We start from the raw sequence: 26,153 nt of genomic DNA on the forward strand, positions 1-26,153 counted from the left end.
TGAAAATGCAGCGCCTGCACAGGTGACGACGGAGGACCACATGCCGCAAACGGAGGCGGGCGCATTGCGCACACTCTACCCCCCGATCGAACCTTATGCCTCGGCGATGCTCGATGTCGGCGACGGCCACAGCATCTATTATGAACGTGCGGGCACGGCCGGCGCGAAGCCCGCGATCTTCCTGCATGGCGGACCCGGCGGCGGCATTGCGCCCGAACATCGCCGCCTGTTCGATCCGGCGCTCTATGACGTGATGCTGTTCGATCAGCGCGGCTGCGGGCGATCGACGCCGCATGCCGGGCTGGAGGCGAACACCACCTGGCACCTCGTGGCCGATATCGAGCGGTTGCGGCAGATCATGGGCGTTGAAAAATGGCTGGTGTTCGGCGGCTCCTGGGGATCGACGCTGGGCCTCGCTTATGCCGAAACCCATCCCGAGCGGGTCAGCGCGCTGATCCTGCGCGGCGTCTATACGGCGACGCGGCCCGAACTCGACTGGTATTATCAGTTCGGCGTGTCGGAGATGTTTCCCGACAAATATGAAGCGTTCCAGGCGCCGATCCCTGAGGCCGAACGCGGCGCGATGATGGCCGCCTATCGCAAATTGCTGACCGGTGACGATCGGAATACGCAGATAGAAGCCGCCAAGGCATGGAGCCTGTGGGAAGGCGAGACGATCACGCTGCTACCCAGTCCGGGGCTGACCACCGCGCATGGCGACGATCATTTCGCGCTCGCCTTCGCGCGGATCGAAAATCACTATTTCGTCCATGACTGCTGGCTCGAACCCGAGCAGCTGCTGCGCAATGCGGGCCGCCTGCGCGGCATTCCCGGTACGATCGTGCATGGCCGCTACGACATGCCGTGCCCCGCGCGTTATGCGTGGGCGCTGCACAAGGCCTGGCCCGATGCGGACTTCCACCTGATCGAGGGCGCCGGCCACGCTTATTCGGAGCCGGGCATCCTCGATCAGCTGATCAGGGCGACCGACCGTTTTGCCGCGTCCGCGTGAACGTCCAGCCCGATCCGTCCCAATGCGGCAGATCGGGCAGTTTCAGGAAGATCCGGCATGCACCAACGGCGCTTTTAAGGCGGCTTTCAACAGGGTGATTTTTGGCCGCGAACGGCGGCGTTGTTCGCGCGAGCCAACATGTCGCGCGTCCGTCGATCATTCCTGCGAGGATTAGTTCCCGCTCCGCGATAACGCGTACCTGCGTTGACTGGCCTGTCAGCCGTCTGCCACCATGACAGCGAATATACTGGGGATGACAACGATATGGCGCGGGGCGAGGGCAAAGCGGCGGACTTTCAGGCGGACGGACTGCCTACGCCGCGCCGATGGTTCGCGATCATATCGGTCTCGCTGGGCACGCTTGCCTCATGCCTCGATTCGGGCATGCTCAACGTGGCGCTGCCGACGCTTTCACGGGAACTTCATGCCCCGCCGTCTTCGGTCGTCCTGCTCGTCACCGTCTATCAACTCGTGATGATCATGGCGGTTCTGCCCTTCTCCGCGCTTGGAGAACGGATCGGTTTGCGCCCGCTCTATAGGATGGGTTTGGTCGCATATGCCGGCGCAACGTTGCTGTTTTTTGTCGCCGATTCGCTGCCTGCCTTGATCGCAGTACGCACGTGTCAGGCGCTCGGTGCAGCGGCGACGTTCAGCGTCGCATCGGCGATTGTGCGGTCGATCTATCCGCAGGCCACGCTCGGTCGCGGCATCGCGTTCAACGGCGCGCTCGGCACGATCTCAGCCTCATTGGCGCCGGGCTTGGGCGGCATCTTGCTGACCTACATGGACTGGCGCTGGCTGTTCATGGTCGGTTTGCCGATCAGCCTGCTCTCGCTCGCCTTCGGGCGACGGGCTCTGCCCGACCCCCATGGACACAGCGAACCTTATGACTTTGTGGCCGCGGGGCTTTGCGCGCTCACGTTCGGCACCACTGTGGTCGGGCTTGAGAGCGCTGTTCACGGGGGTTCGCGAGTTGCCGCCGCCGGGCTGGTCGCGATCGGTGTTGTGATCGGCACATTCTTCATCCGCCGGGAGAGCCGGCAGGCGAAGCCGGTATTCCCGGTCGACATCCTGAAATACCGGCCGGTGGCGCTGACAACGCTGGCATGGTTTGCTTCCGCGGTGGTTAGCATGGTGGTGCTCGTCACCCTGCCGTTCCGGCTTCAGCATCAGTATCACTACTCGCCGCTCGATGTCGGCATCGTGCTTGCCGCCTGGCCGTTTGCCATGGCGGTCGCGGCGCTCGTCTCCGGATCGCTTTCGGACCGTATCAGCGCAGGCATTCTCGGCGCCGTCGGCTTGGCGATTACGGCAATCGGTACGATGCTGCTCGCCTTCCTCCCACCCGATCCGTCGCAATTCGATTTTGTCTGGAGGATGATGCTCGCATCGATCGGCATCGGTATATTCAACTCACCGACCTCGCGGTTTATCGTTCTTTCCGCCCCGCGACCGCGCGCCGCTGCCGCTGGCGGTCTGAGCCAGACCTCCCGTCTGGCCGGCCAGACGGTAGGTGCCACACTCTCTGCCGCGCTGCTCGCGATGGGAGTCGGCGAGGGAAGCGTGCCGCCGCTGATCTCTTGCGCGCTGAGCATGTTCGCCTTGCTGTGCTGCCTCCTGGCCTGGCGGGCGGCGGCCCGCGGCCCGGCAACGGACGAGGCAGTCGCCACCGAACTCACAGTGGCCTAATCGGATATATCGCGCGCGGCAGGTCCGATCCTTTCTGATCCTCACCCGCCAGGGAGAGGAGTCGGCCGCAGCCCATCGCTTTCCCCGCGATTCACCCGATTGGCCTGTGTCGGCGCGGTTCCGCTATTTCCCATCCCGCGCAACATGGCTATCCCGAAACGATCGGCCAAAGGCGGACATAGGGAGATAAAAGCGTGAGCGATTTTCCGGATGATATTTTCACCGAACCCGAGGATGTCGATCCCGATGCCTTGTCCAATCTCGGTCCGCTGCGGCGCCTGGCCGGGGTCTGGGAAGGCCAGCGCGGGGTCGATATCAATCCGAAGGCGGATGGGCCGGAACAGCGCGAATATTTCGAGCGGATCGAGTTCCACCCGATCGATCCGCAAGCGAATGGGCCGCAACTGCTCTACGGGCTGCGCTACCATGTTCATGTCAACACGCGCGAGGAAGACGCAACCTTCCACGATCAGGTCGGCTATTGGCTGTGGGAGCCGGCGACCGGGCTGGTCCTGCAGACGATCGCCATCCCGCGGGGCCAGGTGGCGATCGCCGCCGGCCATGCCGATGCCGATGCGCGATCGCTGGTGCTGACGGCGGAACGCGGCCAGACCGAATATGGCATATGTTCGACCACCTTCCTCGAACAGGCGTTTCGCACCGATAGCTATCGGATCGAGGTCATATTCAACGACGATGGTTCGTGGAGCTATGTCTCCGACGTCACCTTGATGGTGCGCGGTCAGGCGGAGCCGTTCCTGCACCGCGATCGCAACACCTTGTTCAAGGTCGCCGAGCCGGAGCCGAATCCGCTCGCGCAGATTGTGGCGGCATCCGGCGCGAACTGAGCCGTTGCCTCCCCCTTTGGCGTCGGCCGGCGCGCGCAGGATCGCCCTTTGCACGCCGGCCGGCACCCGCTATGCCGCAGGACCATGAGCGACGCAGCCATCAGCATTTCCGGCCTCTCGAAAATCTACAAGGGCGGCAAACAGGCCCTTTTCGACGTCGATCTCGAAATTCCGCAGGGCCAGATCTTCGGTCTGCTCGGGCCGAATGGTGCGGGCAAGTCGACGATGATCAACATCATGGCGGGCCTCGTCAACAAGACCGCCGGCAAGATGGTGATCTGGGGCTTCGATATCGACAAGGATCCGCGCAACGCCAAGGCGTCGATTGGGATCGTGCCGCAGGAGATCGTGTTCGATCCCTTCTTCACGCCGCGCGAGACGCTGGAAAATCAGGCCGGCTTCTATGGCGTCCCCAAGGGGCGGCGCCGGACCGAGGAATTGCTGCGCGCGGTGCATCTGATGGACAAGGCCGATGCCTATGCGCGCTCGCTGTCGGGCGGCATGAAGCGCCGGCTGCTCGTTGCCAAGGCGATGGTGCACAGCCCGGCGGTGCTGGTGCTCGACGAGCCCACGGCCGGTGTCGACGTCGAATTGCGTCAGCAATTATGGGCCTATGTCCGCGAACTCAACGCAGCCGGGGTGACGGTCGTGCTGACCACGCACTATCTCGAGGAAGCCGAGGAACTGTGCGATCGCATCGCGATCATCAACCATGGCAAGGTGATCGCCAATGAGCCCACCCGAGAGCTCGTCAATAAGGCGCATGAAAAGGCGGTCGAGGTGATTGTCGATCGCGACCTGGAAGCCGCACCGCAGGCGACCTGCTTCGACAAGGTTGAACTGACCGGGCCCCGCACGATCCTGATCACCTATTCGAAGGACAAGGTGAATGCCGGCGAGGTGCTGGCGGCAGTGACGCGCGACGGGCTGGGAATCGTCGATGTGTCGACCCGCGAGGCTGATCTGGAAGATGTGTTCCTGAGTCTTACGCGGGCTAATGATGGTCGGGCGACGGCATAAGATCAAAACATCATTCCTGTTTCAATTTCCACTCTTCAACGCCTACAGGCTTACTTGTGGCGCAGTGAATACTGGACAGCGGAGCAGTCGGCTGACCAGCATGACGACAGAGAGTTATAATGACGGTTTGGAGAGTGAGTGGGAATGGCTGAATACAGCTTCGACATTGTCGTGATCGGTTCCGGCGCCGCGGGGCTTACCGCGGCGCTGAACCTCGCCGATCGCTACAAGGTCGCCGTACTCGCCAAGGCCGGAATCTCGGATGGATCGACCGCCTGGGCACAAGGCGGAATCGCGGCGGTGCTCGAGGAAGGCGATACGTTCGAATCGCATATCGAAGACACGATGGTCGCCGGCGCCGGCCTGAACAATCGCGCGACCGTGGAATTCGTCGTTGAAAACGCGCCGAAGGCGATCGAGAAGCTGGCGGCGCTGGGCGTGCCCTTCAATCCCGGCGGTGACGAGCGCTGGCACCTGACGCGCGAGGGCGGGCACAGCCACAGGCGGATCGTCCATGTCGACGATGCGACCGGCCAGGCGGTGCAGCGCGCGCTCGAGCAGGCGGCGGTGGCTCACCCCAACATCAGCCTTTTTCCGGATCGGGCGGCGATCGACCTGATCACCGGCAAGCATTGCGCGCGTTATTCGGGCGATGGCCATGTCTGGGGTGTCTATGCGGTCGATCGGGCGACGGGCACGATCGAGACGTTCACCGGCCGTGCGACGATTCTCGCCACCGGCGGCGCGAGCCGCGCCTATCTGTTTTCGACCAGCCCGCGCGGATCGACCGGCGATGGCATCGCGATGGCGTGGCGCGCCGGCTGTCGGGTATCGAACATGGAATTCAACCAGTTCCATCCGACCTGCCTGTTCAACACCGAGGTCAAGAATTTCCTGATCACCGAAGCGATGCGCGGCGAGGGCGGCCTGCTCAAGCTGCCGACCAACGGGCGTCGCTTCATGCCCCGCTTCGACAAGCGCGCCGAACTCGCGCCGCGCGACATCGTCGCGCGGGCGATCGATCATGAGATCAAGCGGCTGGGCCTCGATTATGTTCACCTCGATATCAGCCACAAGCCGGCCGAATTCATCGAGGCGCATTTTCCGACGATCCATGCCCGGCTGCTGGCGATCGGCATCGACATCACCAAGGAGCCGATCCCGATCGTGCCTGCGGCCCATTACACATGCGGCGGCGTGCTGATCGACATGAAGGGCCGGACCGACCTGCCGGGGCTCTATGCGGCGGGAGAGGTCACCCAGTCGGGCCTCCACGGTGCGAACCGCCTCGCCTCCAATTCGCTACTCGAATGTTTCGTGTTCGGCGATGCGGCGGCGGAACATATCAAGCGCCACTTCGACGAAATGCCGACGCCGCCGGCAATTCGGCCCTGGGACGAAAGCCGGGTCACCGATTCGGACGAAGAGGTGATCGTCCAGCACAACTGGCGCGAGATCCGCCGCTTCATGTGGGACTATGTCGGTATCGTCCGCACTACCAAGCGGCTCGAACGTGCGCAGCACCGTGTGGCCCTGCTCCGGCAGGAGGTCGCCGATTATTATGGCAATTTCCGCGTAACGCCGGACCTGATCGAGCTGCGCAATCTGGTCGATGTCGCCGATCTGATCGTGCGTTCGGCGCTCCATCGCAAGGAAAGCCGCGGGCTGCATTATACGATCGACTATCCCGACATGCTCGATGAGGCGGTCGACACCATTTTGGTGCCATAAGGATCGGGCGATCGCTGGCGTCGTGGGGGATTGACCGAAGCGCCGGCATGGCGTCCAACGCGGGCGATGAGGCCGGGTTTTGCGTCCGGCCGCCAGCGGAGAAGATCGCAACATGCCCGTCCATGTGAGCCGTTTCTCGACGTTATATTTGTGTGCGTTGATCACTTTGGTGGCGGTCGCACTGTTCCCCTTCCACCACTGGCTTTGGGTGCCCGCGCTGATCGCGTTGCTCCTCACGATGGTGGGCGTTCGCGATCTGGCGCAGGTCCATCATTCGATCCAGCGCAACTATCCGATCATCGGCCATATCCGCTGGTTTGCCGAGCTGGTACGGCCCGAGCTTCGCCAATATCTGTTCGAGGCGGATGAGGAGGCGGCGCCGTTTTCGCGGTCGCAGCGGTCGCTCGTCTATCGCCGTGCCAAGGGCGAATCGGGCGAGCATCCGTTCGGGACATTGCTCGACGTCTATCGCGAGGGTTACGAATTCATCGGCCATTCGACCCGCCCGGTCACGGCTAGCGATCCGACGACCTTCCGCATCACGATCGGCGGCGATCAGTGCAGCCAGCCTTATTCGTCGTCGGTGTTCAACATTTCGGCGATGAGCTTCGGCTCATTGTCCGCCAACGCGATCCGCGCGCTCAACAAGGGTGCGGAGATGGGCGGTTTCAGCCATGATACCGGCGAAGGCAGCATCAGCCCGCACCACCGCGAATTTGGCGGCGACATCGTGTGGGAGATCGCCAGCGGCTATTTCGGCTGCCGCGACGAGGATGGTCATTTCGATCCGGCCCGCTTCGCCGCGCAGGCGATCAGCCCGCAGGTCAAGATGATCGAGATCAAGATGAGCCAGGGCGCCAAGCCGGGCCATGGCGGAATATTGCCTGCGGCCAAGGTGACTCGCGAGATTTCGGAGACGCGCGGCGTGCCGATGGGCCGTGACTGCGTATCGCCCGCGACGCACAGCGCCTTTTCCACGCCGCTCGAAATGATGGCGTTCATCGCGCAGTTGCGCGCGCTTTCGGGTGGCAAGCCGGTGGGCTTCAAGCTCTGCCTCGGCCATCCTTGGGAATTCATGGGGATCGTCAAGGCGATGCTGGCGACCGGCATCTATCCCGATTTCATCGTCGTCGACGGGGCCGAGGGCGGGACCGGCGCGGCTCCCGTCGAATTCAGCGACCATATCGGCGTGCCGATGCGCGAGGGGCTATTGTTTGTCCATAATGTGCTGACCGGCACCAATTTGCGCGACCGGATCAGGATCGGCGCGGCCGGCCGGATCGTCAGCGCCTTCGATATCGCCAGCGTGCTCGCAATCGGCGCCGACTGGGCGAATGCCGCGCGCGGCTTCATGTTCGCGATCGGTTGTGTCCAGTCCCTGTCGTGCAACACCAATCGCTGCCCGACCGGTGTGGCGACGCAGGACCAAAGGCGGCAGCGCGCTCTGGTGGTGCCTGACAAGGCGGATCGCGTCCGCAATTTCCATGCGAACACGTTGCGGGCTTTGTCCGACATGCTGGCGGCGGCGGGCTTGCGCCATCCGTCGGACCTTGGCCCGCACCACCTCGTGCGGCGCGTCAGCGCGACCGAGGTTCGGCTGTTTGCGGATCTCCATGTTTTCCTGAAGCCGGGCGAACTGCTGACCGGCGAGACGGATAACGCCTTTTACCAGCGCAATTGGGACATGGCGCGGGCCGAGACGTTCGGGGATTGAACGAAATTCCTCCCCGAGCTTGCTAGGGGAGGGGGGCCGCCCGCGTAGCGGGTGGTGGTGGGGCCGGCGGAACCGTCCCGCGTACCCCTCCGTCAGCGCTTCGCGCTGCCACCTCCCCGAGCAATCTCGGGGAGGAATTGAACTACATCAAGCCTTGCCGACGCTCAGCGTGGGCCCTTCATATTTCGGATTGGCCGGATCGAACACGGTGTTCGCGGTAAAGGATTGCGGCGTCAGCGAGATGCCGGAGAGGCCGGCCAGCTTGAAGGTGCTGAGTTTAACCTCCTTCGGTGGCTTACCTTCGCGTTCGATGACGACCGCGTCGATGAACAGATCGTCATGCTTGGTGTAGGCGATCTGGGGGGCGAGCGTCATTGGCGTCTTGTTGTAGACCACGGCGATGCAGATCTTGCGCGTGATCGCTTCCACGATCATCGGCGGCAAGTCGGCAAGCGGGCCGGTCAGGTCTTCGGTGCGCGCGAGACGGGCGCTGAGGGTTTTACGAGGCTGTTGCATTGCAGCGCGCCTTATCGATATGCGCGGCCGGTGGCAATGCCCTCGCCTATGCAGGCGAGGGCGGCGGGGCTATTTCGGCTTGCGGAACTTGAAGACGAAGCGGTCGGTCTTGCCGCGCACTGCGGCATCGAACACCAATTTGCTATGATCGTCCTGCCCGGTCATCAGCAACGGCGATTCCCCAACCAGTTCGAATCCCGCGCGCTTGAAGTCGGCTTTCACGACGGTCGGGTCGATGCGATGCAGCTTTTCGACGGCCGCGCGGGTATCGGCGTTCGGTTCGGCGACATGATCGACGACACCGACGATCGCGCCCGGCTTCATCGCCGCATAAAGCCGTTTGAGCACCTCGTCCGGGTCGCAATGCGGATAATGATATTGAGCGCTCTCCCAATAGAGGTCGTGATAGATCAGGTGGAGCAAGGCGAAGTCGAAGCTCGCCGGGGCGAAGGCGGGATGCGCGATGTCCCCTCCCACGAAATGGACGTTAGGATTGCGTTCCTGCAATTTCTTCCAGGATTCGCGCTCCTTGGTGGCGCTGCCATCCTCGCCGATCGGCAGATCAAACGCGATCACGCTGCCCTTGGGGCCGACGGCCTTGCCGATCAGCTCGGAATAATAGCCGCCGCCGGCCATCAGATCGAGCACGCGCTCGCCGGGCTTCACGTCGTAGAAATTGAGTAGCTCGATCGGCCGCCGGCCGGCATCGGCGGCATGCGCGGCATCGGATCGGCCTTGCGATTGCAGGATGTCGGGCGAGACCGCGGCGAATGCGGTAGAGGAGAGGGCAAGCAAGGCGGTGAGGGCTGGCACCAACAGGTAGCGCATGTGCTTTCCTTTATAGCGAAACGCCGAAGCTAACCGGGCGCTGTTTACACGAATAGTGTCGCTGGTCGAAGTTCGCGTGCCGTTCGTCGAAAGAAATGATCTGGTGCTGAGCTTTACGCGGGCGACTTTCAACCCCACCGTCATCCCCGCGAAAAGCGGCGACCCACGGTTACGGGGCGAATGAAGCTGGCGGTGCCGCCCTCCATGGGTCCCCACTTTTCGCGGGGATGACGAATGGGGGACGGGAATTTCCGATACAATTTGCGACAATTTCCCGCCTCCATCGACAAACATAAGCGACAGCCAGGCTCCATCTTCCCATCAACGCCAGAAACGGCGCTGACCAAGGAGATCTAAAATGAAGAAGTTCATCATCGCGACGCTCGCCGCAACGGTTGTCGCCACCCCGGTGCTGGCAGCCCCCAATCAGGGCCAGAACGACAATGGCCGTTACGAACAGAATCGTGGCGATCAGGGCGGTCGTGGTGACCGCAACGATCGCGGTCAGATCGACCAGCGCCATGACGACCACCGCAACGAGCGCGGCAATTCCGATCGGCGCGATTATCGCGGCGCCTATGGCCATCAGGTCCAGCATCGCAACTGGGCGCGCGGCGAACGCTTCGACTATCGCTATGCGCCGAACTACCGGGTGATCTACAATCCCGGCCAGTATCGCCTGCACGCTGCACCGCGCGGCTATCGCTGGGTCCAGTCGGGCAATGATGCGGTGCTGATCGGCCTGACCAGCGGACTGATCGCGACGGTGCTCGTGAACAGCATCCACTGACAAGATGCGAGGCCCCGGACGAAGGTTCGGGGCCTTGCCATGCCCGCCATTTGCCAGTCACCCGAAATCGCCTAGGAAACAGCATGGCCGACGACCCCCATATCCTGATCGTCGATGACGAGCGCGACATTCGCGATCCGCTGGCATCCTATCTCGGCAAGAATGGGGTGAGGATCACCAAGGCCGAAAGCGCGGCGGCGGCGCGGGCGATCCTGGCGGTGCACGCGATCGATCTGGTGCTGCTTGATATCATGATGCCGGGCGAGGACGGGCTGGCACTGGCCGGCTTCATCCGGGCGACGACAACGATCCCCGTGATCCTGCTGACGGCGAAGTCGGAAGAGATGGACCGCATCCTCGGGCTCGAAATCGGCGCCGACGACTATGTGACCAAGCCCTTTTCCCCGCGCGAACTGCTCGCGCGGATCAAGGCGGTGCTGCGCCGGACTGCGGCCGGGCCGGCAAGTCCGGTCCATGCGCCCGATGCGGCGGGCTTTGCTTTTGCCAACTGGATCCTGCGGACGGGGGAGCGCGAACTGGTCGATGCCGATGGCGTCGCGGTGCCGCTGTCGACCGGCGAATATAATCTGCTCCACGCCTTCGTGACCCATCCGAAGCGCGTGCTGACCCGCGATCAGTTGCTCGATCTCAGCCAGGGCCGCGAACTGGCGGCGTTCGAACGCAGCATCGACAATCATATCAGCCGCCTGCGCCGCAAGGTCGAGGTCGATCCGTCCGATCCCAAGCTGGTCAAGACGGTGTGGGGCGGCGGCTATATGCTCGCGGCGGATGTGCGGCGGATATGAGCGTGGTGCACTTGGATAGGCCCCACCCCAACCCCTCCCCTAAAGGGGAGGGGTATTTCGATCTTAAGCCCCTCCCCTTTAGGGGAGGGGTTGGGGTGGGGCCTATCCTCCTCGCTGACCGAATCTCATGAAGCGCTTCCTCCCGCACAGCCTCGCGGGCCAGATGGCCCTGCTGGTCGGATTGGCGCTGCTGATCGCGCAAATCGCCAATTTCGCTTTGATCCTCAACGAGCGTCAGAAGCTGAGCCTCGCCCAGAATGAGGGGCCGGCGATCACCCGTTTCGCCGGCGTCGCGGCCGATCTCGCACAAGCGGCACCCGAGTTTCGGGCGGATCTGATTGCCGACAATTCGCACCGCGGCGCGCGCTTCGCGTTGGCGGCCGATAGCGGCGTCGCCGCCAACGACCGCGATACGGCGATCGAAGCGAAGCTGAACGACGCGCTCACCGATCTGGCTTTGCCCGCGAGCGCGGTGCGCGCGGCGATCGGCGGCGGCACTGCCGATTTCGGGCGCGATCGCGGTCGCAACCCGCCATCGGACATGCAGGTGGTGCGGCTCGCGGTGCAGGGTGCCGATCACCAATGGCTGACCGGTCGCATATTGACGCCACGCCGCGATCCCTGGCTCACCATGCGGCTCGGTGCGGCAACGCTTTTGCTCTATCTGATCGTGCTGGGTGCATCGCTGTGGCTGACACTGCGGATCGCCAGGCCGCTGCGCGACCTGACCCGCGCCGCAGAACGCTTCCAGGGCCGTGCCGATCCGATCGTCGTCGAACCGAGCGGCCCTGATGACCTGCGACTGGCGATCGAGGCGTTCAACGCTATGAACCGCCGTGTCGTCATGCTGATCGACGAGAAGGATCATATGCTGGGCGCGATCGGCCATGATCTGCGCACGCCTTTGGCGTCGCTGCGCATCCGGATCGAAAGCATGGAGCCCGAGGACGAGCGCGATGCTGCCATCGTTAAGATCGGCGAGATGGCTGCGATGCTCGAAGACATCCTCGTCCTCGCCCGCTCGGGCCGGGCGCGCGAGGAGCTGCGGCGGATCGATGTGAGCGCGCTCGCCGAGGCGGTGACCGAGGATTATGTCGAGCTGGGCAGGCCGGTGACGTTCGAACCGTCGGAACGGTACGTGCTGGAGGTGCAGCCCAATCTGCTGCGGCGGGCGCTGCGCAATTTGCTCGACAATGCGGTGAGCTATGGTGGTTCGGCGCGGGTTGATGTGGTGGCGGTGGATGGCGGTGTCGAGATCCGGGTGATGGACGCCGGGCCGGGGATCGCGGTGGAGGATTTGGAGCGGGTGCTGCAGCCCTTCCACCGTCTCGAATCGTCGCGCAATCGCGATACGGGGGGAACAGGGCTCGGCCTCGCCATTGCTCAGAGTATCGTCGAGAACCACGGCGGGCGGCTGCGCTTGTCGCAAGCGGAGCCAATGGGGTTGGTGGCTGCAATATTCCTGCCGTTCGTTGTCGAGAACGCGTAAATGCTCGATAGGTAAATCTTGCCCATAATATTATATATTTACTGAGCATGAACTATACCGGTCGTTCCTCGTTGGTGTCTCAAGAAGATTGGAAACGCCGATCAGGAGCCCGATAATGAAGAAATTAATGGCAGCGGCCTTGCTTGTTGTAATGCCAGCAGGCGTATTCGCTCAAATATTGCCAGCACTGACGCGTGATGCAGGCAATGCGCAATCCTACACCGTGGATCATCCAATGGCGCGGCCTCACATGATCGGCAATATCCAGGCGCGCTCGGTGCGCGTGGGCGGTCATACGTTGATGCTGGTCGATGGTATCGCTCCGAAGCCCAACAACGTTGTCGCCGCGACCGAGTTTGTTGCTTCGGGGAGCTGATTCCCCCTCCGGGTTCTTGTAAGTTTGCTGGGCTAATCGGGCGAACCGCCAAAGCCAATGGGGGCTCTGCATTGCGCAGCAACCCGCCACGCCTTCTGGTTCCGATGGCGCACAGCTTGCAGTGGGCCGTCGGAGACCTTCTCAAATAGCGGCCCGCTATCTCCTCGGAAGAAGTGGGCTATCTGCTTGGAATATCGGTCGGTCACGCATCTAAATTGCTACGGAAAGTGGATCGGCCACGGATCAAGTGGCCATTTTTGAAACCTCGAAACAACCATTAGCAACAATCGAGGGCTCGATTACCGCGCCGCCACCTCTACCCCCTGCGTCTGCCACCCGCCGCCGAGCGCCCGGAACAGATCGACCTGCGCCGTCGTCACACGCGCGTCGGACTCCGCCAGATCGGCCTCCGTATTCGCCAAGGTCCGCTCCGCATCGAGCACGACGAGAAAGTCGGTCCGTCCTTCGCGCAGTTGCGCGCGGCTGATGTTCGCCGCCGTCCGCGCCTCGTCGCGCGCCGACGTCAGCGCTTGCCGCCGTTCCAGCTCGTGTTGATAGGCCGACAAGGCCGTCTCGGTCTCCTGCAACGCGCGCAAAACGGTGCCGTCGAAGGTCGCGAGTGCCGCCTGCGCCGAGGCGTTGGCGCCGGCGATGCGGGCGCGGCCGGCCTCCTGGTTGGGGAAGTTCCAGCTGATCAGCGATCCGAACAGCCAGCGGAATGGGCCGCCGCCGAACATGTCGGCGATCGACGTGCCGGTCGATCCGATCGATCCGCCCAATGTGATGCGCGGATAGAGATCGGCAATCGCGACTCCGACCCGCGCGGTCTCCGCCGCCAAGGTGCGCTCCGCCTCGCGCACGTCGGGGCGCCGTGCCAGTAGCGCGCGACCATCGCCGACCGGGATAGGGCGGTCCAGTCGAAGCGTGGTCGCGCGCTGGCCGACCTCGGGGGGAAGGTCGGCCGGGGTCCGTCCGGTCAGGGTCGCCAGACGGAACAGGGCTGCGTCGCGGTCTGCGCGCAAGGGGGGAAGGGTGGCGCGCTGCTGATCGCGCAGCGCGGCCGAGCGGGATACGTCGAGCTTGGTCGACCGGCCCGCGTCGAAGCGCTTGGTCGTCAAGGTGACGGTCTGATCGAGCAGGTCGACCGTATGCTGGGCGACGGTCAGCCGCTCGGCCGCCGCCGACGCATCGGCATAAGCCCGCGCGGTTTCGGCGGCGACCCCGACGCGCGCGACATCCAGCGCGGCGGCGGCTGCATCGGCATCGCCACGCGCGGCCTCGACCGAGCGGCGGACCCGGCCGAACAGATCGACCTCATAGGATATGCTCAGCCCCGCATCGATCGACCAGGCCTGCTTGTCGGCGCCCGGCGCGCGCTGGCTTTCCGGCAGGCGGCCATAGGTCGGGTTGGCCGTCAATTGCGTTTGCGGCAGCCGATCGGACCGGCTGAGCCGCAAGGAGGCGCGTGCCTTGGCGAGATTGGCCTGCGCCACCGCCAGATCCTTGTTCGCCGCGAGCGCATCGCCGACGAGCCGGTCGAGCACCGGATCCTGGTAGAGCTGCCACCAATTGTCGTTCGGTGCCTCGGCGGTCACCACCGGCGATTGCCCACCGATAAAGGGCGCGGCCGCGCTCGCCGCGGTTTGCGGGCGGACATAATCGGGGCCGGCGGCGCCGCACGCGGCGAGCGTCAGCAGGCTTGCGAAACCGAGCAGGGCTTTGCGGATCATCTTCTGTCTCCCTTATTCAGCGGGAACGAGTGCGGGCGTCGATGCCGGTCCGTCGCGCAGGCGCGCGATGCGCCCCGACAGCGAACGGGCGGCGACGTAGAAGGTCGGCGTGAAGACCAGTCCGAAGAAGGTCACCCCGATCATGCCGGAGAAGACCGCGGTGCCGAGTGCCTGGCGCAGTTCGGCGCCGGGGCCGGTCGCGATCACCAACGGCACCACGCCGAGGATGAACGCGAATGAGGTCATCAGGATCGGCCGCAGCCGGGTCTGGGCTGCGCGGACCGCGGCCTCGATCGGCGACAGCCCTTCGTCTTCGGCCTGCCGGGCGAATTCGACGATCAGGATCGCGTTCTTGGCAGCCAGGCCGATCAGCACGACGAGGCCGATCTGCGTCAGGATATTATTGTCCATGCCGCGCAGGTTCACGCCGGCCATCGCCGCGAGCAACGTCATCGGCACGATCAGGATGATCGCCAATGGCAGCATCAGGCTTTCGAACTGGGCGGCGAGCACCAGGAAGACGAACAGCACGGCCGCCGCGAACACGATCAGCGCCGCACTGCCCGCCGCCTTCTGCTGGAAGGCGATCTCGGTCCATTCGGCCGAGAAGCCCGCCGGGAGTTTCGCGGCCAGCATATCCATCGCCGCCAGCGCCTGACCCGACGAATGACCCGGCGCCGTCTCGCCCTCGACCTCGATCGACGGGTAGAGATTGTAGCGCACGACCCGATACGGCCCGGTCTTGTTGCTGAAGTTGGCCACCGCCCCCACCGGCACCATCGCGCCGCTGTTCGAACGGGTCTTGAGCTGGGCGATGTCGGCCGGATCGCTGCGATATTGCGTGTCGGCCTGCGCAGTCACCCGATAGGTGCGACCCAACAGATTGAAGTCGTTGACATAGGCCGATCCCAGATAGACCTGCAGCGCCTCGAAGATGCGCGCCGGCGGCACGCCCAGCATGTCGGCCTTGGCGCGATCGATGTCGGCAAAGATGCGCGGCGTCTTGTCGTTGAACAAGGTATAGACGCGGGCGACGTTCGGGTTTCTGTTGGCCTCGCCGATCAACTGGCCGGCCGCGGCGGTCAGCGCCGGGAAGCCTTGGCCCGAGCGATCCTGCACCATCAGCTTGAAGCCGCCGCCGGTGCCGATGCCGCGGATCAGCGGCGGCGGCAGCACGAAGGTCTGCGCCTGATCATAATGGCTGGCGATCTTGCGTAGCTCGCCCATGATCTGCGCCTCGGTCTGCCCCTTTTTGGCGCGGACGTCGAACGGATCGAACACCATGAACGCGGCGGCGGAGTTGGGGGCGCTGGTGCCGGTGGGGCCATGGAAGCCAGCGAGCATCACCGCACCCTGGACACCAGGAACCTTGAGCATCTCCTTTGCTTCCTTGCGCAGGATCGCATCGGTCTGCGGCAGCGAGGTGCCGGGCGGCGTGAAGATCGCCGCGAGCGCATAGCCCTGATCCTGCGCCGGCACGAAGCCGGTGGGGGTGGCCGCGAACACGGCGACAGCAAGTGCGATCAGTCCGGCATAGCCGAACAGCATCCGCTTCGGCCGCGCGAGCAGGCGGCGGGTCGTGCTCGCATAGAAGGTACTCAGCCGGTCGAAGCCCTGGTTGAAGCGGCGCCCGCCGATCGCGACCATCCGCCGCCAGCCATTGGCCGGCAGTTCATCGTCCTTGGGGCGCAGCAGCAGGGCCGCTAGGGCGGGCGACAAGGTGAGTGACAGCAACAGCGAGATGATCGTTGCGCTGGTGATGGTCACCGCGAACTGGCGATAGAATTCGCCGGTCAGGCCGGTCAGGAACACGGTCGGGATGAACACCGCGCACAGCACCAGCACGATCGCCACCAGCGCGGTCGAAACCTCGTCCATAGATCGGTACGCGGCCTCGGCCGGGCTCAGTCCATGTTCCAGATTGCGCTCGACATTTTCGACCACGACGATCGCGTCGTCGACGACGATGCCGATCGCGAGCACCAGCCCGAACAGCGACAGGTTGTTGAGCGAATAGCCGAAGGCGGCAAGCACCGCGAAGGTGCCGATCAGCGAGACCGGGATCGCGACCACCGGGATGATCGCCGCGCGCCAGCTCTGCAGGAACAGCAGGATCACGAGTACGACGAGCACGACCGCTTCGAGCAGGGTGTGCTGGACGGCGGTGATCGATTCGCTGATGAACTGGGTGGGGTTGTAGATCACCCGATATTCGAGGCCCTTGGGGAAGCTCTTCGACATCGTCGAGAGTTCCTTCAGTACCGCGTCGGCCGAGGCGAGTGCGTTCGATCCGGGCCGCTGGAAGATCGCGATGCCCAGCGACTCCTGGCCGCTCAGATACATGTTGATGCCATAATCCTGCGCGCCCAATTCGACGCGGGCGACGTCGGACAGCCGGGTGAGCCGGCCCTGAAGATCGGTCTTGATCACGATATTGGCGAACTGTTCGGGCTGGGTCAGCCGGCCCTGCGTTTCGACATTGAGTTCGAACGCGGGTCCGGTCGTCTGCGGCGGCTGGCCGACCGCACCGGCGGCAACCTGGACGTTTTCAGCACGCAGCGCGGAGACGATTTCGCCGGCGGTCAGGCCGCGTTCGGCGGCGCGGCCGGGATCGATCCAGATCCGCATCGAATAGTCCCGCGCGCCGAACAGCCGCACCTCGCCGACGCCATCGATCCGCGACAGCCGATCGCGCATCTGGGTCAACGCATAGTTCGAGATATAGCCGCGATCGAGCGAATGATCGGGTGAGATCAGATTGGCGACGAGCAGGAAGTCAGGCGAAGTCTTGCGGGTGACGACCCCCTGCCGGCGCACCTCTTCTGGCAGCCGCGCTTCGGCGATCGCGACCCGGTTCTGGACGAGCACCTGCGCCTTGTCGAGATCGGTGCCGAGCTTGAAGGTCGCGGTGATGACGAGGCCGCCATTGCCGGTCGACTGGCTCGACAGATAGAGCATGTTGTCGACGCCGTTGATCTCCTGCTCCAGCGGGGCGGCGACCGTGTCGGCGACGGTTTCGGCCGACGCGCCGGGATAGGTGGCGCTGACCGTGACGGTGGGCGGCACGACTTCGGGATATTGCGACACGGGCAACCCGAAAAAGGCCAGCGCGCCGACGATAGTGATGATCACCGCGATCACACCCGCGAAGATCGGGCGTGCGATAAAAACATGGCTCAGACGCATGACGGTTTTCCTCGTCGCAAATATTCGGCGGACGGCGCGCAGCACCCGCCGTCATTCCCGTAGCGGTACCAGTTCCTCCCCGAGCAAGCTCGGGGAGGAATTAGGTGTCTCTTGTCGGACGCATCTTTCGTTCAAAATCAGCGCTTATGAATCGCGGCCCGCCCTAGCGTGTGGCGATCGTCGCCTGGCTGGCGACCGGGGCCTGTGCCTCGACCGTCGGCGCCGGGCCCGCTTCGGCAATCGCGCCATTGCGTGCCATCACCGGCGTGCCGGGCGGCGCATATTGGACGCCCTGGATCACCACCTTGTCGTGGCGGTCGAGGCCGCCCCGGATTACGCGCAACCCGTTGACCAGCGGGCCGATCTGCACCGGCTTTGCGGCGACCACGCCGTCCTTGTCGACGACATAGACGACCTTGCGGGTCTGATCGACCTGCACCGCCGCATCCGGGATCAGCAGGGCATCGTGCGGTGCGCCGGCGGTGAGCCGCATATTGCCGAACATGCCGGGCTTCAGGAAATAGCCGGGATTGGACACCACCGCGCGGGCGCGCATCGTGCCCGATCCGGTATCGAGCGCATTGTCGGTGAAATCCATCCGGCCCGACCATTTATAGCCGGCTTCGTCCTGCAGGCGGATCTGCACCTGCCGCGCCTGTCCCTGATTTTCGCGCAACTGCTTGAGGTAGAGCGCTTCGGATCCCTCGAACGCGAAGTAGATCGGATCGAGCGCGTTGACCGTCGTGAGCAGCGTGGCACCCCCGGCCGCTTCTGCCGCGACCAGATTGCCGATATCAACCTTGCGATCGGAGATGCGCCCGGCGATCGGCGATCGCACCTGCGTGAATTCGACGTCGAGCGCACGCGCCTGCACCTGTGCCTTTGCCGCGGCGAGCGCGGCCTCGGCCGAACGGGCGGCCGCGCGCAGGCTGTCCACTTCCTCCTGGCTCACGGCCTGATCGGCGACGAGGCGATTGGCGCGCGCGAGTTCGCTGCGGGCGAGGGCCAGTGCCGTCGCGGCGCTGGCCTGCTTCGCGCGCGCTTCGGCCAGCGCCGCCTGAAACGGGCGCGGGTCAATCGTGAACAGCAATTGGCCCTTGCGGACGATGTCGCCATCCTTGAAGTGGATCGCCTGCAATGCGCCGGAAACGCGCGGCCGGATCTCGACTGCCTGGCTCGCCTGGAACCGGCCGACATAGTCGTCCCATTCGGCGATATGCCGGACCAACGGTTCGCTGACGGTGACGGATGGCGTGGGCGGGGTATCGGCATGGGCCTTGTCAGGAGCGCCAAGGCTCTTCAGTCCGAACGCCGCGACCGCCAGTAGCGGGAGCGCGACATAGGCAGCCTTGCGGGTCCACCGTCGCGGCGGCACGGGCGCGGAGTGGGGGGGCGCTGCGGGCGCGACCTCGATGGGTGAATGAAGCATGGTGGTATTTCCTGAATTTCAAGCGGCGATCAGCGGCGCACTGCGCTGGCGATCGGAAAAATAGCCAAGCAGGCCATAGGTCTGGCCAGTTGTGAAGCCGGCCGAAAGCAGGGCTTCGATCTCGTCTTCGCTGAGCCGGTCGGGATGGTAGCGGGCCAGCGAGGCGAAGCGCCGCAGATGCTCGAGCCGTGGGTTAGCAAGCGGGCGGGTCGGCTTGATCCCGAACACCCGTTCCAGCAAGCGGGCGGTGCGGGACTGCGCGGCGACTTCATGTGCGATATCGCTCCGCTCGCCGAGCGCGATGACGCGCAGCTCGAGTGGCGAGAAATTGGCGGCATCCTCGACGGTCGCTTCAGGCCGCGTGATTGCCCCGGCGGTTTCCCAAGGCGCGAATGACATATAGGCCATGATCGGCCTCCCTGCTATAAATGTGACTGAACGGTACGTCCTTGATGTTCACGTACCGATCTGTTACATGGAGGTCAAGTGGCGTATGAGGACGATCGTCGGTGGGACTGAAAAAAATTCTGTCAGGGTGTGAAGCAGAGGCTTCCGGGCCACGGAAGACTGCCGCCGAACGCGTATTCGAGACGGCACGTGATCTCTTTTATCATCGTGGCATCCGCGCTGTCGGCGTCGACGAGATCGTGTCGCAGGCAGGGGTCACCAAGCCCAGTTTGTATCGTGCCTTTGCCTCGAAGGACGATCTTGTCGCGGCCTGCCTCGAGCAAAGCGGTCGCGAAGGCCGGGCGGAACTCGATGCCTTGGTTGCGGTAGCTCCGGACGATCCCGGAGAGCAGTTGCGCGTTATCGTCCGTTACTTTGCCGAAAAAATGGCCAAACCCGATTTTCGCGGCTGCCCCATGAGCAATACTGCGGTAGAATTTCCCGAACCCGGACATCCCGGACGTATCGTTCTCGAAGCCTGCAAGACCGAATTGCGAGCGCGACTGGGCGAACTCGCGCGAAAGCTGGATGTTGGCGAACCGGAAGGGCTTGCCGATGGACTTGTGCTCATCATCGAGGGCGCGATGGCCAGCCATCATATCTTTGGAAGCCAGGGGCCGTCGGCGGCGATGCTGGTGACGGCGGATGCGCTAATTAATGCTTATAAGGCGATGGACAGAGACTGAGAGTCTGTTTGGAAATGCGCTCTTTCGCGCATTTCCAAACAGACTCTGAAGGCCGGGAAGACTATTCGCACCTGGCTTCTTCTTTCAGCGAGGCCTGCCGAACCTTGTGTTTTCGAAGGCGATCGCGGCCTCGCCATTCTCGCCTAAAGGAATTTGGGCGGTCCCGTAGACGCCGCGAGATCCCGCGGTTCCAATCATCATGCCGACGCTGCCATGAATTTGGCGATCGCCGCCCGCCGTTGCCTGCGCGAGCGCCATATCGACCTTTTCTTCTGTGCCAGCCGCCGCCAATTCGGCTTTCTGCTCGGGCGTAAGGCGAACAATTTGCGCAGTATTGGGTTCGGCGATCTGCGCCATCACCGTTGTCGGCACGAACAGCATGGCGCCGAATACGGCCGCACCTTTGAGAAAAATCGCAGAATTCAGCTGTCTTGATGTCATGGCAGGGTTTTGCCGGCCTCTTTCTGAAGCGGAGATGAATGAAGTCGAAGTGCGTTCGTCACGACCGGAATCGCGATGGACAATTTGTTAACACTCTATCTTTCTATTTACGTAATGACAAAACCCTTTTAGGGGCGCTCTTCACATTTGTTTCATGCGTGCTAAAAGTAGTTATCTCGCAAAGAGTCGATCATCCCGAAAGGTTAACAATGTCAGAACCGCTCGATAATTCAACAGATCTGCTGGAGCTTACGGCAGATATCGTCGCTGCCCATGTTTCGAACAATAGCGTGTCTGTCACCGATCTTCCCGGGCTGATTTCAGCCGTACATCAGTCTTTATCCGGATTGGGTACGGTCGCACAGCCCGTAGAGGAGGAACAGGCACCTGCGGTTCCGATCCGCTCATCGATAAAGCCGGCATATATTATTTGCCTCGAAGATGGCAAAAAGTTGAAAATGCTGAAGCGTCATTTGATGACGCATTACAAGCTGACTCCGGATGCCTATCGCGCCAAGTGGAAGCTGCCTGCCGATTATCCGATGGTCGCTCCCAATTATGCCGAGCTGCGGCGTTCACTTGCGCACAAGATCGGTCTCGGTCGCAAGGCTGCGGCACCGGCGCTTGTAGCGGCGCCTGCCGCGGCCGCCGCGATATCGGCTGCCCCGGCCAGGAAGCCGCGCGCAACCACCAAGAAAGCGGCTGCGCCGAAGGTAGCAAAGAAGCCTGCCGCCTGATAACAGGCGCCCATGTTTGACGCGCAAAGTCCGGCGAAGGTTGCCATCGCCAAGGCAGTATTGGCGACCGCGCTGGGCCTGCTTGGTCTATGGGTAGCGTCGAGTTTCATTCCCGCGCTGATCTGGTCGATCGTGATCGCGGTCGCGATCGACCCGCTCTATGCCCGGGCCGAAAAGAAGTGGGCGAGCAGCACTGGCCGGAACTGGCTGGCCGCGTTCGTCACACTCGCTGTTGCCTTGCTGGTGGTCGTGCCGATCGTGATCGGTATTACGCAGATCGCCGGTGAGGCCTATTCGGTTGCGACTTGGCTCTCGTCCGCCCGGGCCAACGGCATCCCGGTGCCGGACTGGTTGAAGCAATTGCCATTCGGCCGCGAAGCGCTGACCGAATGGTGGCAGTTCAATCTCACCACGCCGGAAGGCGCGGCCCAACATCTCCACCATCTGAGTGGATCGGCATTGATCGCGAACTCGCGACTGATCGGCAGCGGGCTGATTCACCGCGTCGTGATCTTCGCCTTCACCTTGATTAGCCTGTTCTTCATGCTGCGCGATCGCGGCGCCTTGCTCGAGCAATATCATGTTGCCAGCAGCCGACTGCTCGGCCCGGCCGGCAAAAGGATCGGTTATCAGGCGATCCGATCGGTGCGCGGGACCATCGACGGACTGGTGCTCGTCGGGCTTGGCGAAGGCGTGGTGATGACGTTGGTCTATGCGTTGTTCAGTGCGCCGCACGCGTTGTTATTGGGGGCGATTACCGGCGTTGCTGCGATCATTCCGTTCGGAGCCGCCCTGCTGTTCGCGGTGGCAGCGATCCTCCTCGTCGGTAAGGGCGCAGTCCTTTCGGCGATCGCGGTCGTTGTCATCGGCCTGGCGGTGGTCGGCATCGCCGATCATTTCGTGCGACCCGTGCTGATCGGCAGCGCGACACGCCTGCCCTTCTTGTGGGTGCTGATCGGCATCTTGGGAGGCGTGGAAACGCTGGGTCTGCTGGGCTTGTTCGTCGGGCCGGCAACGATGGCGGTCCTGGTGATGCTATGGCGTGAATTTCTTGAGGATGGGCCTGACGCAACCGATTGCGCGACCGGATGATTGATATAGGCTCGCGCTGTTCTGGCCGATGAGGCGGCCGGACGGCGAAGGGCAGGTGTATGCGAAAGATCGTGATTGTTGCCGGCCTGATATCGGCCGTTCTGGCACCGCCGGTTTGCGCGGCTACGGTGGTGGTGACGGCGGCCCACATGATCGATGTGATCGGCGGCAAGACGGTCGATCGGCCGCAGGTGACGATCGTCGACGGGCGCATCGCGGCGGTGGGGCATATCGGCGATGCGGTGCCGTCAGATGCCCGGAAGATCGAGCTGGGCGCTCGCACAATCCTGCCCGGCCTGATCGACATGCACGTCCATCTGACCGCCGATCCGACGCTGAGCGGGTATCAGGGCCTCGAATATACCGATAATTTCTGGACAGTCGTGGGTGTCGCCAATGCGAAGAAGACGGTCGAGGCCGGCTTCACCACGGTCAGGAACGTCGGCTCTGGCAATTATGACGATGTCGCGCTCAAGCAGGGCATCGAGCATGGCTATATTCCCGGCCCGCGGATCGTGCCCGCCACTTATGCGATCGGCGCAACCGGCGGGCATTGCGATTCCACCGAATTTCCGCCGTCCGTCACGATACCCAGCCCGCAGATCGGCGACACTCCCGATCAGGATCGCGCATTGGTCCGCAAATTGCGCAAATATGGCGCCGAGGTGATCAAGGTCTGCATGACCGGCGGCGTGCTGTCGAAAACCGACTCGGTTGGTGCGCAGCAGCTCAGTTTTTCCGAGATCAAGGCGATCGTCGACGAGGCGCACATGCTCGGCATGAAGGTGGCGGTGCATGCGCATGGCACCGATGGCATCAACGATGCGCTGCGTGCCGGCGTCGACACGATCGAACATGCGAGCCTGGCCGATGCCCTGAGCTTCAGGCTCGCGAAGGAACATGGCGCCTGGTTCGACATGGATATCTATGACGATGACTATATCCTGGCCGAAGGCGCGAAAAATGGTGTGTTTGCCGAAAGCCTGGCCAAGGAAAAGATGATCGGCCGCAAGCAGCGCGAAACGTTTCGCGCGGCGCATGCCGCGGGCGTGAAGATGTTGTTCGGCACCGATGGCGGTGTGTACCCGAACGGATTCAACGCGCGCCAGTTCGCAACGATGGTCGAATGGGGCATGACCCCGATGGAGTCGATCCAGGCGGCGACCAAGAGTGCGGCCGAAGCTTTGGGCAAGACCGGCGATGTCGGCGCGATCGAGACGGGGCGCTATGGGGATATCATTGCGGTCGATGGCGATCCGCTGGCCGATGTGAAGCTGCTGCAGAAAGTGAGCTTCGTGCTGAAAGGTGGCGAGGTGGTGAAGGCTGTGGAGTGATCGCGGGGGGCAATCGCTCGTGTCGTCGGAATTTCTCCCCGAGAAAGCAGGGGGGAGAAATTAATCGGTGGCGCCAGATCGATCCCACGCCCCAGCGCCGGTCAGCATATCCGCCAGATCCTCCGGCCACACCTGTTCGTCCGCTGCGCGCAGGTCGGTCGCGGACCACCAGCGATGGGTGTCGAGTATATCGCGTTCGAGCTCTGTCCATTCCGCGTTCGATACCTGCAGATCATCGACCTCGACGATGAAGAAGTGATCATCGGCCTCGATCATCTCGCCGGACGGCAACCGAAAAGTTGACGTCCGCTGCGCGATTTCCGGGCCGGGATGATCGATGGCCAGCCCGGTTTCCTCGCGCAGTTCGCGACATGCCGCCATCTCGAAGCTCTCGCCCGGATCGACTTCGCCGCCCGGCGTCGCCCAGAAGATGTTGCCGGCCAGCGGGCCACTGCGGAATTCGAACCGGAACAGCAGCAATTGCCGTTTCCGGTTCAGAACGAGCAGACGCGCTGACGGGCGTATCCGCATTGCCGTCAATGCGCGCCTTCCTGGATGAACCGCTCGACGTCCAGCCGCATTTGATGCAGCGCGAGCGGGTTCAGATAGACCATGTGGCCGGCAGGATAATAACGGAATTGCAGGTTGGGTCGCAGTGCCGGCTCCAGCATCATATGTTTGAGGTCGCGCTCGGTGGAGAAGAACGGCGTCGCCATGTCGTAATAGCCATTGAGCGAGAGCACGCGCAGATGCGGGTTAGAGCGCATCGCCGCGGAGAGGTCGGCGGTGACATCCGCTACATTCTGCGAGCGGCGATCGGGCCCCTTGTGCGACCAGTCCCATTTGAATTCGCCGGCCTCGCTTGCGCTCAGCCGGTAGGTGAGATCGGTGTCATAGCCGAGCCTGCGGCTGACCTCGTCGAGGAAGCTGCCGACATAGAGGCCGGTGATCGCCGTGCTCGACGCATCGAAATCCGGATTTTCGCCGGCGGCGTCGTCGTCGATGCCGGTATAGCGCGAATCGAAGCGGCCGATCGTCTCGCGGCTGTCGCGCAGCAACTCCTTGCGGAAGCGGCTGAGATCGACCCGCAGGTTCGCGCGCTTGAGATAATCGACCGACAGGCCGGTGAAGCCGCTCATCTGGCGCGCGACCGCATCTTCTTCCTCGGCCGACAGATCCTGCCCCTTGGCGAGCGCGGCGGCATAGGGGCCGTTGGCGAAGGCGCGCGCCTGATCGACGAAGGTCGCAACGTCGGCCGGGCGGTTGGGGATGCGATTATGATACCAGGCGGCGGCGGCGTAGCTCGGGATATAGCCGATGTGGATGGTATCGAAGCCCGTCTGGCGCACGCCATAGTTCATGATCGAGGAGAGCAGGATGACGCCGTTCAGCGCCATGTCCTGGTCTTCGAGCTTGTAGCTGAGCGCACCCGATCGCGTGGTGCCATAGCTTTCGCCGAAGATATATTTGGGATCGCCCCAGCGCTTATATTTGCTGACATAGCGGGTGATCGCCTTGGCGAAGGCGTCGACATCCTGATCGACCCCGTAGAAATCGGCCGGCTTGGCGTCGCCCAAGGCACGCGAATAGCCCGAGCCGACCGCGTCGAGGAATACCATGTCGGTGGTCGGCAGCAATGTATCGGGATTGGGGCCGACATCGAACGGCGCGGGCGCCACCGCTTTCGGATCGGTAGTGCGCACCTTGATCGGCCCGAACGATCCCATGCGCAGCCACAGGCTCGCCGAGCCCGGGCCGCCATTGTAGAAGAAGGTCACCGGCCGGCGCTTGCCGGCCGCCGGCATCGTATAAGCGGTGTAGAAGATGCTCGCGATCGGCTTGCCGGCGGCGTCGCGAATGGTGAGCGTGCCCGCGGTCGAGGTGTAGGCGAGCGTGCCGGTCTTCTGCTCACGCGTCTTCGTCACTTCCTGCACAGGGGCGCTGACCCAATTGTCGGCGATTTCGGTGGCGACCTTCTTGTCATGCTCCTCGGCCGGGCTTTTCGCGCCGCCATCGCTTTTCTGGGCGAAGGCGGACGCCGAGGATAACAGGCACAGGGCGATAAGGGGGAGGGAGCGCAAACGCATATGGGAGAATTCCACACGATTGAGGGATGGTGTATCATGCGCATAAGTGACCGCAGGGCAAGGGCGCAGGAATCCGCACCGAATCCAGCAATAGCGGCGACTTTGCGGTCCTGCTTCGCTGCCATGGGTTGAATGATGGCGGGGAAAGGGGCACGGGGGCCGGAT

General features: G+C 63.4%; 23 protein-coding genes. 14 read left to right on the forward strand and 9 right to left on the reverse strand.

The features are described from left to right. Window positions 1–40 precede the first annotated feature (40 nt). The 6 genes from pip to BLS13_RS14100 all read left to right on the forward strand — a co-directional run bounded on the left by pip (window position 41) and on the right by BLS13_RS14100 (window position 8,014). A complete protein-coding gene (gene pip / locus BLS13_RS14075) occupies window positions 41–1,012 on the forward strand; it encodes a prolyl aminopeptidase (RefSeq protein WP_093453014.1) in 972 nt (323 codons plus the stop codon). Between the two features lie 204 nt (window positions 1,013–1,216). Beyond that, window positions 1,217–2,701: an MFS transporter gene (locus tag BLS13_RS14080; RefSeq protein ID WP_143011962.1), complete on the forward strand. Its 1,485-nt coding sequence runs from the start codon at window positions 1,217–1,219 to the stop codon at window positions 2,699–2,701. Between the two features lie 194 nt (window positions 2,702–2,895). Further along, window positions 2,896–3,549, forward strand: coding sequence for an FABP family protein (locus BLS13_RS14085; RefSeq protein WP_093453018.1), 654 nt, complete (start codon window positions 2,896–2,898; stop codon window positions 3,547–3,549). Window positions 3,550–3,633: 84 nt separating this feature from the next. Continuing rightward, complete coding sequence (locus BLS13_RS14090; RefSeq protein ID WP_093453020.1) at window positions 3,634–4,569, forward strand: ABC transporter ATP-binding protein; 936 nt, start codon at window positions 3,634–3,636, stop codon at window positions 4,567–4,569. A gap of 144 nt (window positions 4,570–4,713) precedes the next feature. Then, window positions 4,714–6,300, forward strand: coding sequence for an L-aspartate oxidase (gene nadB, locus BLS13_RS14095; protein ID WP_093453022.1), 1,587 nt, complete (start codon window positions 4,714–4,716; stop codon window positions 6,298–6,300). 112 nt (window positions 6,301–6,412) lie between these two features. Further along, the gene (locus BLS13_RS14100) at window positions 6,413–8,014 is read left to right on the forward strand and encodes an FMN-binding glutamate synthase family protein (RefSeq protein WP_093453024.1); all 1,602 of its coding nucleotides are present in this window, start codon (window positions 6,413–6,415) and stop codon (window positions 8,012–8,014) included. Window positions 8,015–8,161: 147 nt separating this feature from the next. Here the strand turns inward: BLS13_RS14100 and BLS13_RS14105 are convergent, their stop codons facing one another. Both BLS13_RS14105 and BLS13_RS14110 read right to left on the reverse strand, forming a co-directional pair. Further along, window positions 8,162–8,530 carry a hypothetical protein gene (locus BLS13_RS14105; RefSeq protein ID WP_256325880.1) on the reverse strand — a complete coding sequence of 123 codons (369 nt, stop codon included), beginning with the start codon at window positions 8,528–8,530 and terminating at the stop codon, window positions 8,162–8,164. Between the two features lie 69 nt (window positions 8,531–8,599). Continuing rightward, window positions 8,600–9,358, reverse strand: a complete 759-nt coding sequence (locus BLS13_RS14110; RefSeq protein ID WP_093453026.1) for a class I SAM-dependent methyltransferase — start codon at window positions 9,356–9,358, stop codon at window positions 8,600–8,602. 358 nt (window positions 9,359–9,716) lie between these two features. On the opposite strand from BLS13_RS14110, the gene BLS13_RS14115 reads away from it, so the two are divergent. From BLS13_RS14115 to BLS13_RS14130, 4 genes are all read left to right on the forward strand, one after another. Further along, on the forward strand, window positions 9,717–10,148 hold the full coding sequence (locus tag BLS13_RS14115; protein WP_093453028.1) for an RcnB family protein: 432 nt from the start codon (window positions 9,717–9,719) through the stop codon (window positions 10,146–10,148). Between the two features lie 83 nt (window positions 10,149–10,231). After that, complete coding sequence (locus BLS13_RS14120) at window positions 10,232–10,954, forward strand: response regulator (protein WP_093453030.1); 723 nt, start codon at window positions 10,232–10,234, stop codon at window positions 10,952–10,954. A gap of 127 nt (window positions 10,955–11,081) precedes the next feature. Continuing rightward, on the forward strand, window positions 11,082–12,443 hold the full coding sequence (locus BLS13_RS14125) for an ATP-binding protein (protein ID WP_093453032.1): 1,362 nt from the start codon (window positions 11,082–11,084) through the stop codon (window positions 12,441–12,443). Between the two features lie 115 nt (window positions 12,444–12,558). Next, window positions 12,559–12,819 carry a hypothetical protein gene (locus BLS13_RS14130; RefSeq protein WP_143011963.1) on the forward strand — a complete coding sequence of 87 codons (261 nt, stop codon included), beginning with the start codon at window positions 12,559–12,561 and terminating at the stop codon, window positions 12,817–12,819. A 299-nt stretch (window positions 12,820–13,118) separates the two neighbouring features. On the opposite strand, the gene BLS13_RS14135 is transcribed toward BLS13_RS14130, so the two are convergent. The 4 genes from BLS13_RS14135 to BLS13_RS14150 form a co-directional block, all read right to left on the reverse strand. Beyond that, window positions 13,119–14,549 carry an efflux transporter outer membrane subunit gene (locus tag BLS13_RS14135; RefSeq protein WP_093453035.1) on the reverse strand — a complete coding sequence of 477 codons (1,431 nt, stop codon included), beginning with the start codon at window positions 14,547–14,549 and terminating at the stop codon, window positions 13,119–13,121. Window positions 14,550–14,561: 12 nt separating this feature from the next. Beyond that, entirely contained in the window at window positions 14,562–17,735 is a 3,174-nt protein-coding gene (locus BLS13_RS14140) for an efflux RND transporter permease subunit (protein WP_093453037.1), read from the reverse strand. Between the two features lie 163 nt (window positions 17,736–17,898). Then, window positions 17,899–19,164, reverse strand: a complete 1,266-nt coding sequence (locus tag BLS13_RS14145) for an efflux RND transporter periplasmic adaptor subunit (protein WP_093453039.1) — start codon at window positions 19,162–19,164, stop codon at window positions 17,899–17,901. Window positions 19,165–19,182: 18 nt separating this feature from the next. After that, window positions 19,183–19,572, reverse strand: a complete 390-nt coding sequence (locus BLS13_RS14150) for a hypothetical protein (RefSeq protein ID WP_256325881.1) — start codon at window positions 19,570–19,572, stop codon at window positions 19,183–19,185. A 101-nt stretch (window positions 19,573–19,673) separates the two neighbouring features. On the opposite strand from BLS13_RS14150, the gene BLS13_RS14155 reads away from it, so the two are divergent. Next, complete coding sequence (locus BLS13_RS14155) at window positions 19,674–20,297, forward strand: TetR/AcrR family transcriptional regulator (protein WP_218123294.1); 624 nt, start codon at window positions 19,674–19,676, stop codon at window positions 20,295–20,297. An 84-nt stretch (window positions 20,298–20,381) separates the two neighbouring features. Here the strand turns inward: BLS13_RS14155 and BLS13_RS14160 are convergent, their stop codons facing one another. Beyond that, window positions 20,382–20,738 (reverse strand): hypothetical protein, encoded by a 357-nt coding sequence (locus BLS13_RS14160; protein ID WP_093453041.1) that lies wholly within the window; start codon window positions 20,736–20,738, stop codon window positions 20,382–20,384. A 209-nt stretch (window positions 20,739–20,947) separates the two neighbouring features. Between BLS13_RS14160 and BLS13_RS14165 the strand changes: the two genes are divergently transcribed. From BLS13_RS14165 to BLS13_RS14175, 3 genes are read left to right on the forward strand one after another with little or no spacing between them, the layout of a single operon-like run. Then, window positions 20,948–21,475, forward strand: coding sequence for a Ros/MucR family transcriptional regulator (locus tag BLS13_RS14165; RefSeq protein ID WP_093453043.1), 528 nt, complete (start codon window positions 20,948–20,950; stop codon window positions 21,473–21,475). A 12-nt stretch (window positions 21,476–21,487) separates the two neighbouring features. Continuing rightward, window positions 21,488–22,567 carry an AI-2E family transporter gene (locus BLS13_RS14170; RefSeq protein WP_093453045.1) on the forward strand — a complete coding sequence of 360 codons (1,080 nt, stop codon included), beginning with the start codon at window positions 21,488–21,490 and terminating at the stop codon, window positions 22,565–22,567. A gap of 59 nt (window positions 22,568–22,626) precedes the next feature. After that, the gene (locus BLS13_RS14175) at window positions 22,627–23,901 is read left to right on the forward strand and encodes a Xaa-Pro dipeptidase (RefSeq protein WP_093453047.1); all 1,275 of its coding nucleotides are present in this window, start codon (window positions 22,627–22,629) and stop codon (window positions 23,899–23,901) included. A gap of 60 nt (window positions 23,902–23,961) precedes the next feature. Here BLS13_RS14175 and BLS13_RS14180 read toward each other — a convergent pair whose 3' ends face one another. Both BLS13_RS14180 and BLS13_RS14185 read right to left on the reverse strand, forming a co-directional pair. Beyond that, window positions 23,962–24,432 (reverse strand): NUDIX hydrolase, encoded by a 471-nt coding sequence (locus BLS13_RS14180; protein ID WP_093453048.1) that lies wholly within the window; start codon window positions 24,430–24,432, stop codon window positions 23,962–23,964. Between the two features lie 5 nt (window positions 24,433–24,437). After that, entirely contained in the window at window positions 24,438–25,988 is a 1,551-nt protein-coding gene (locus BLS13_RS14185) for a S10 family peptidase (protein ID WP_093453050.1), read from the reverse strand. Window positions 25,989–26,153: the final 165 nt, after the last annotated feature.

Origin of the sequence: Sphingomonas sp. YR710, assembly GCF_900101455.1 — a bacterium.
GTDB lineage: Bacteria > Pseudomonadota > Alphaproteobacteria > Sphingomonadales > Sphingomonadaceae > Rhizorhabdus.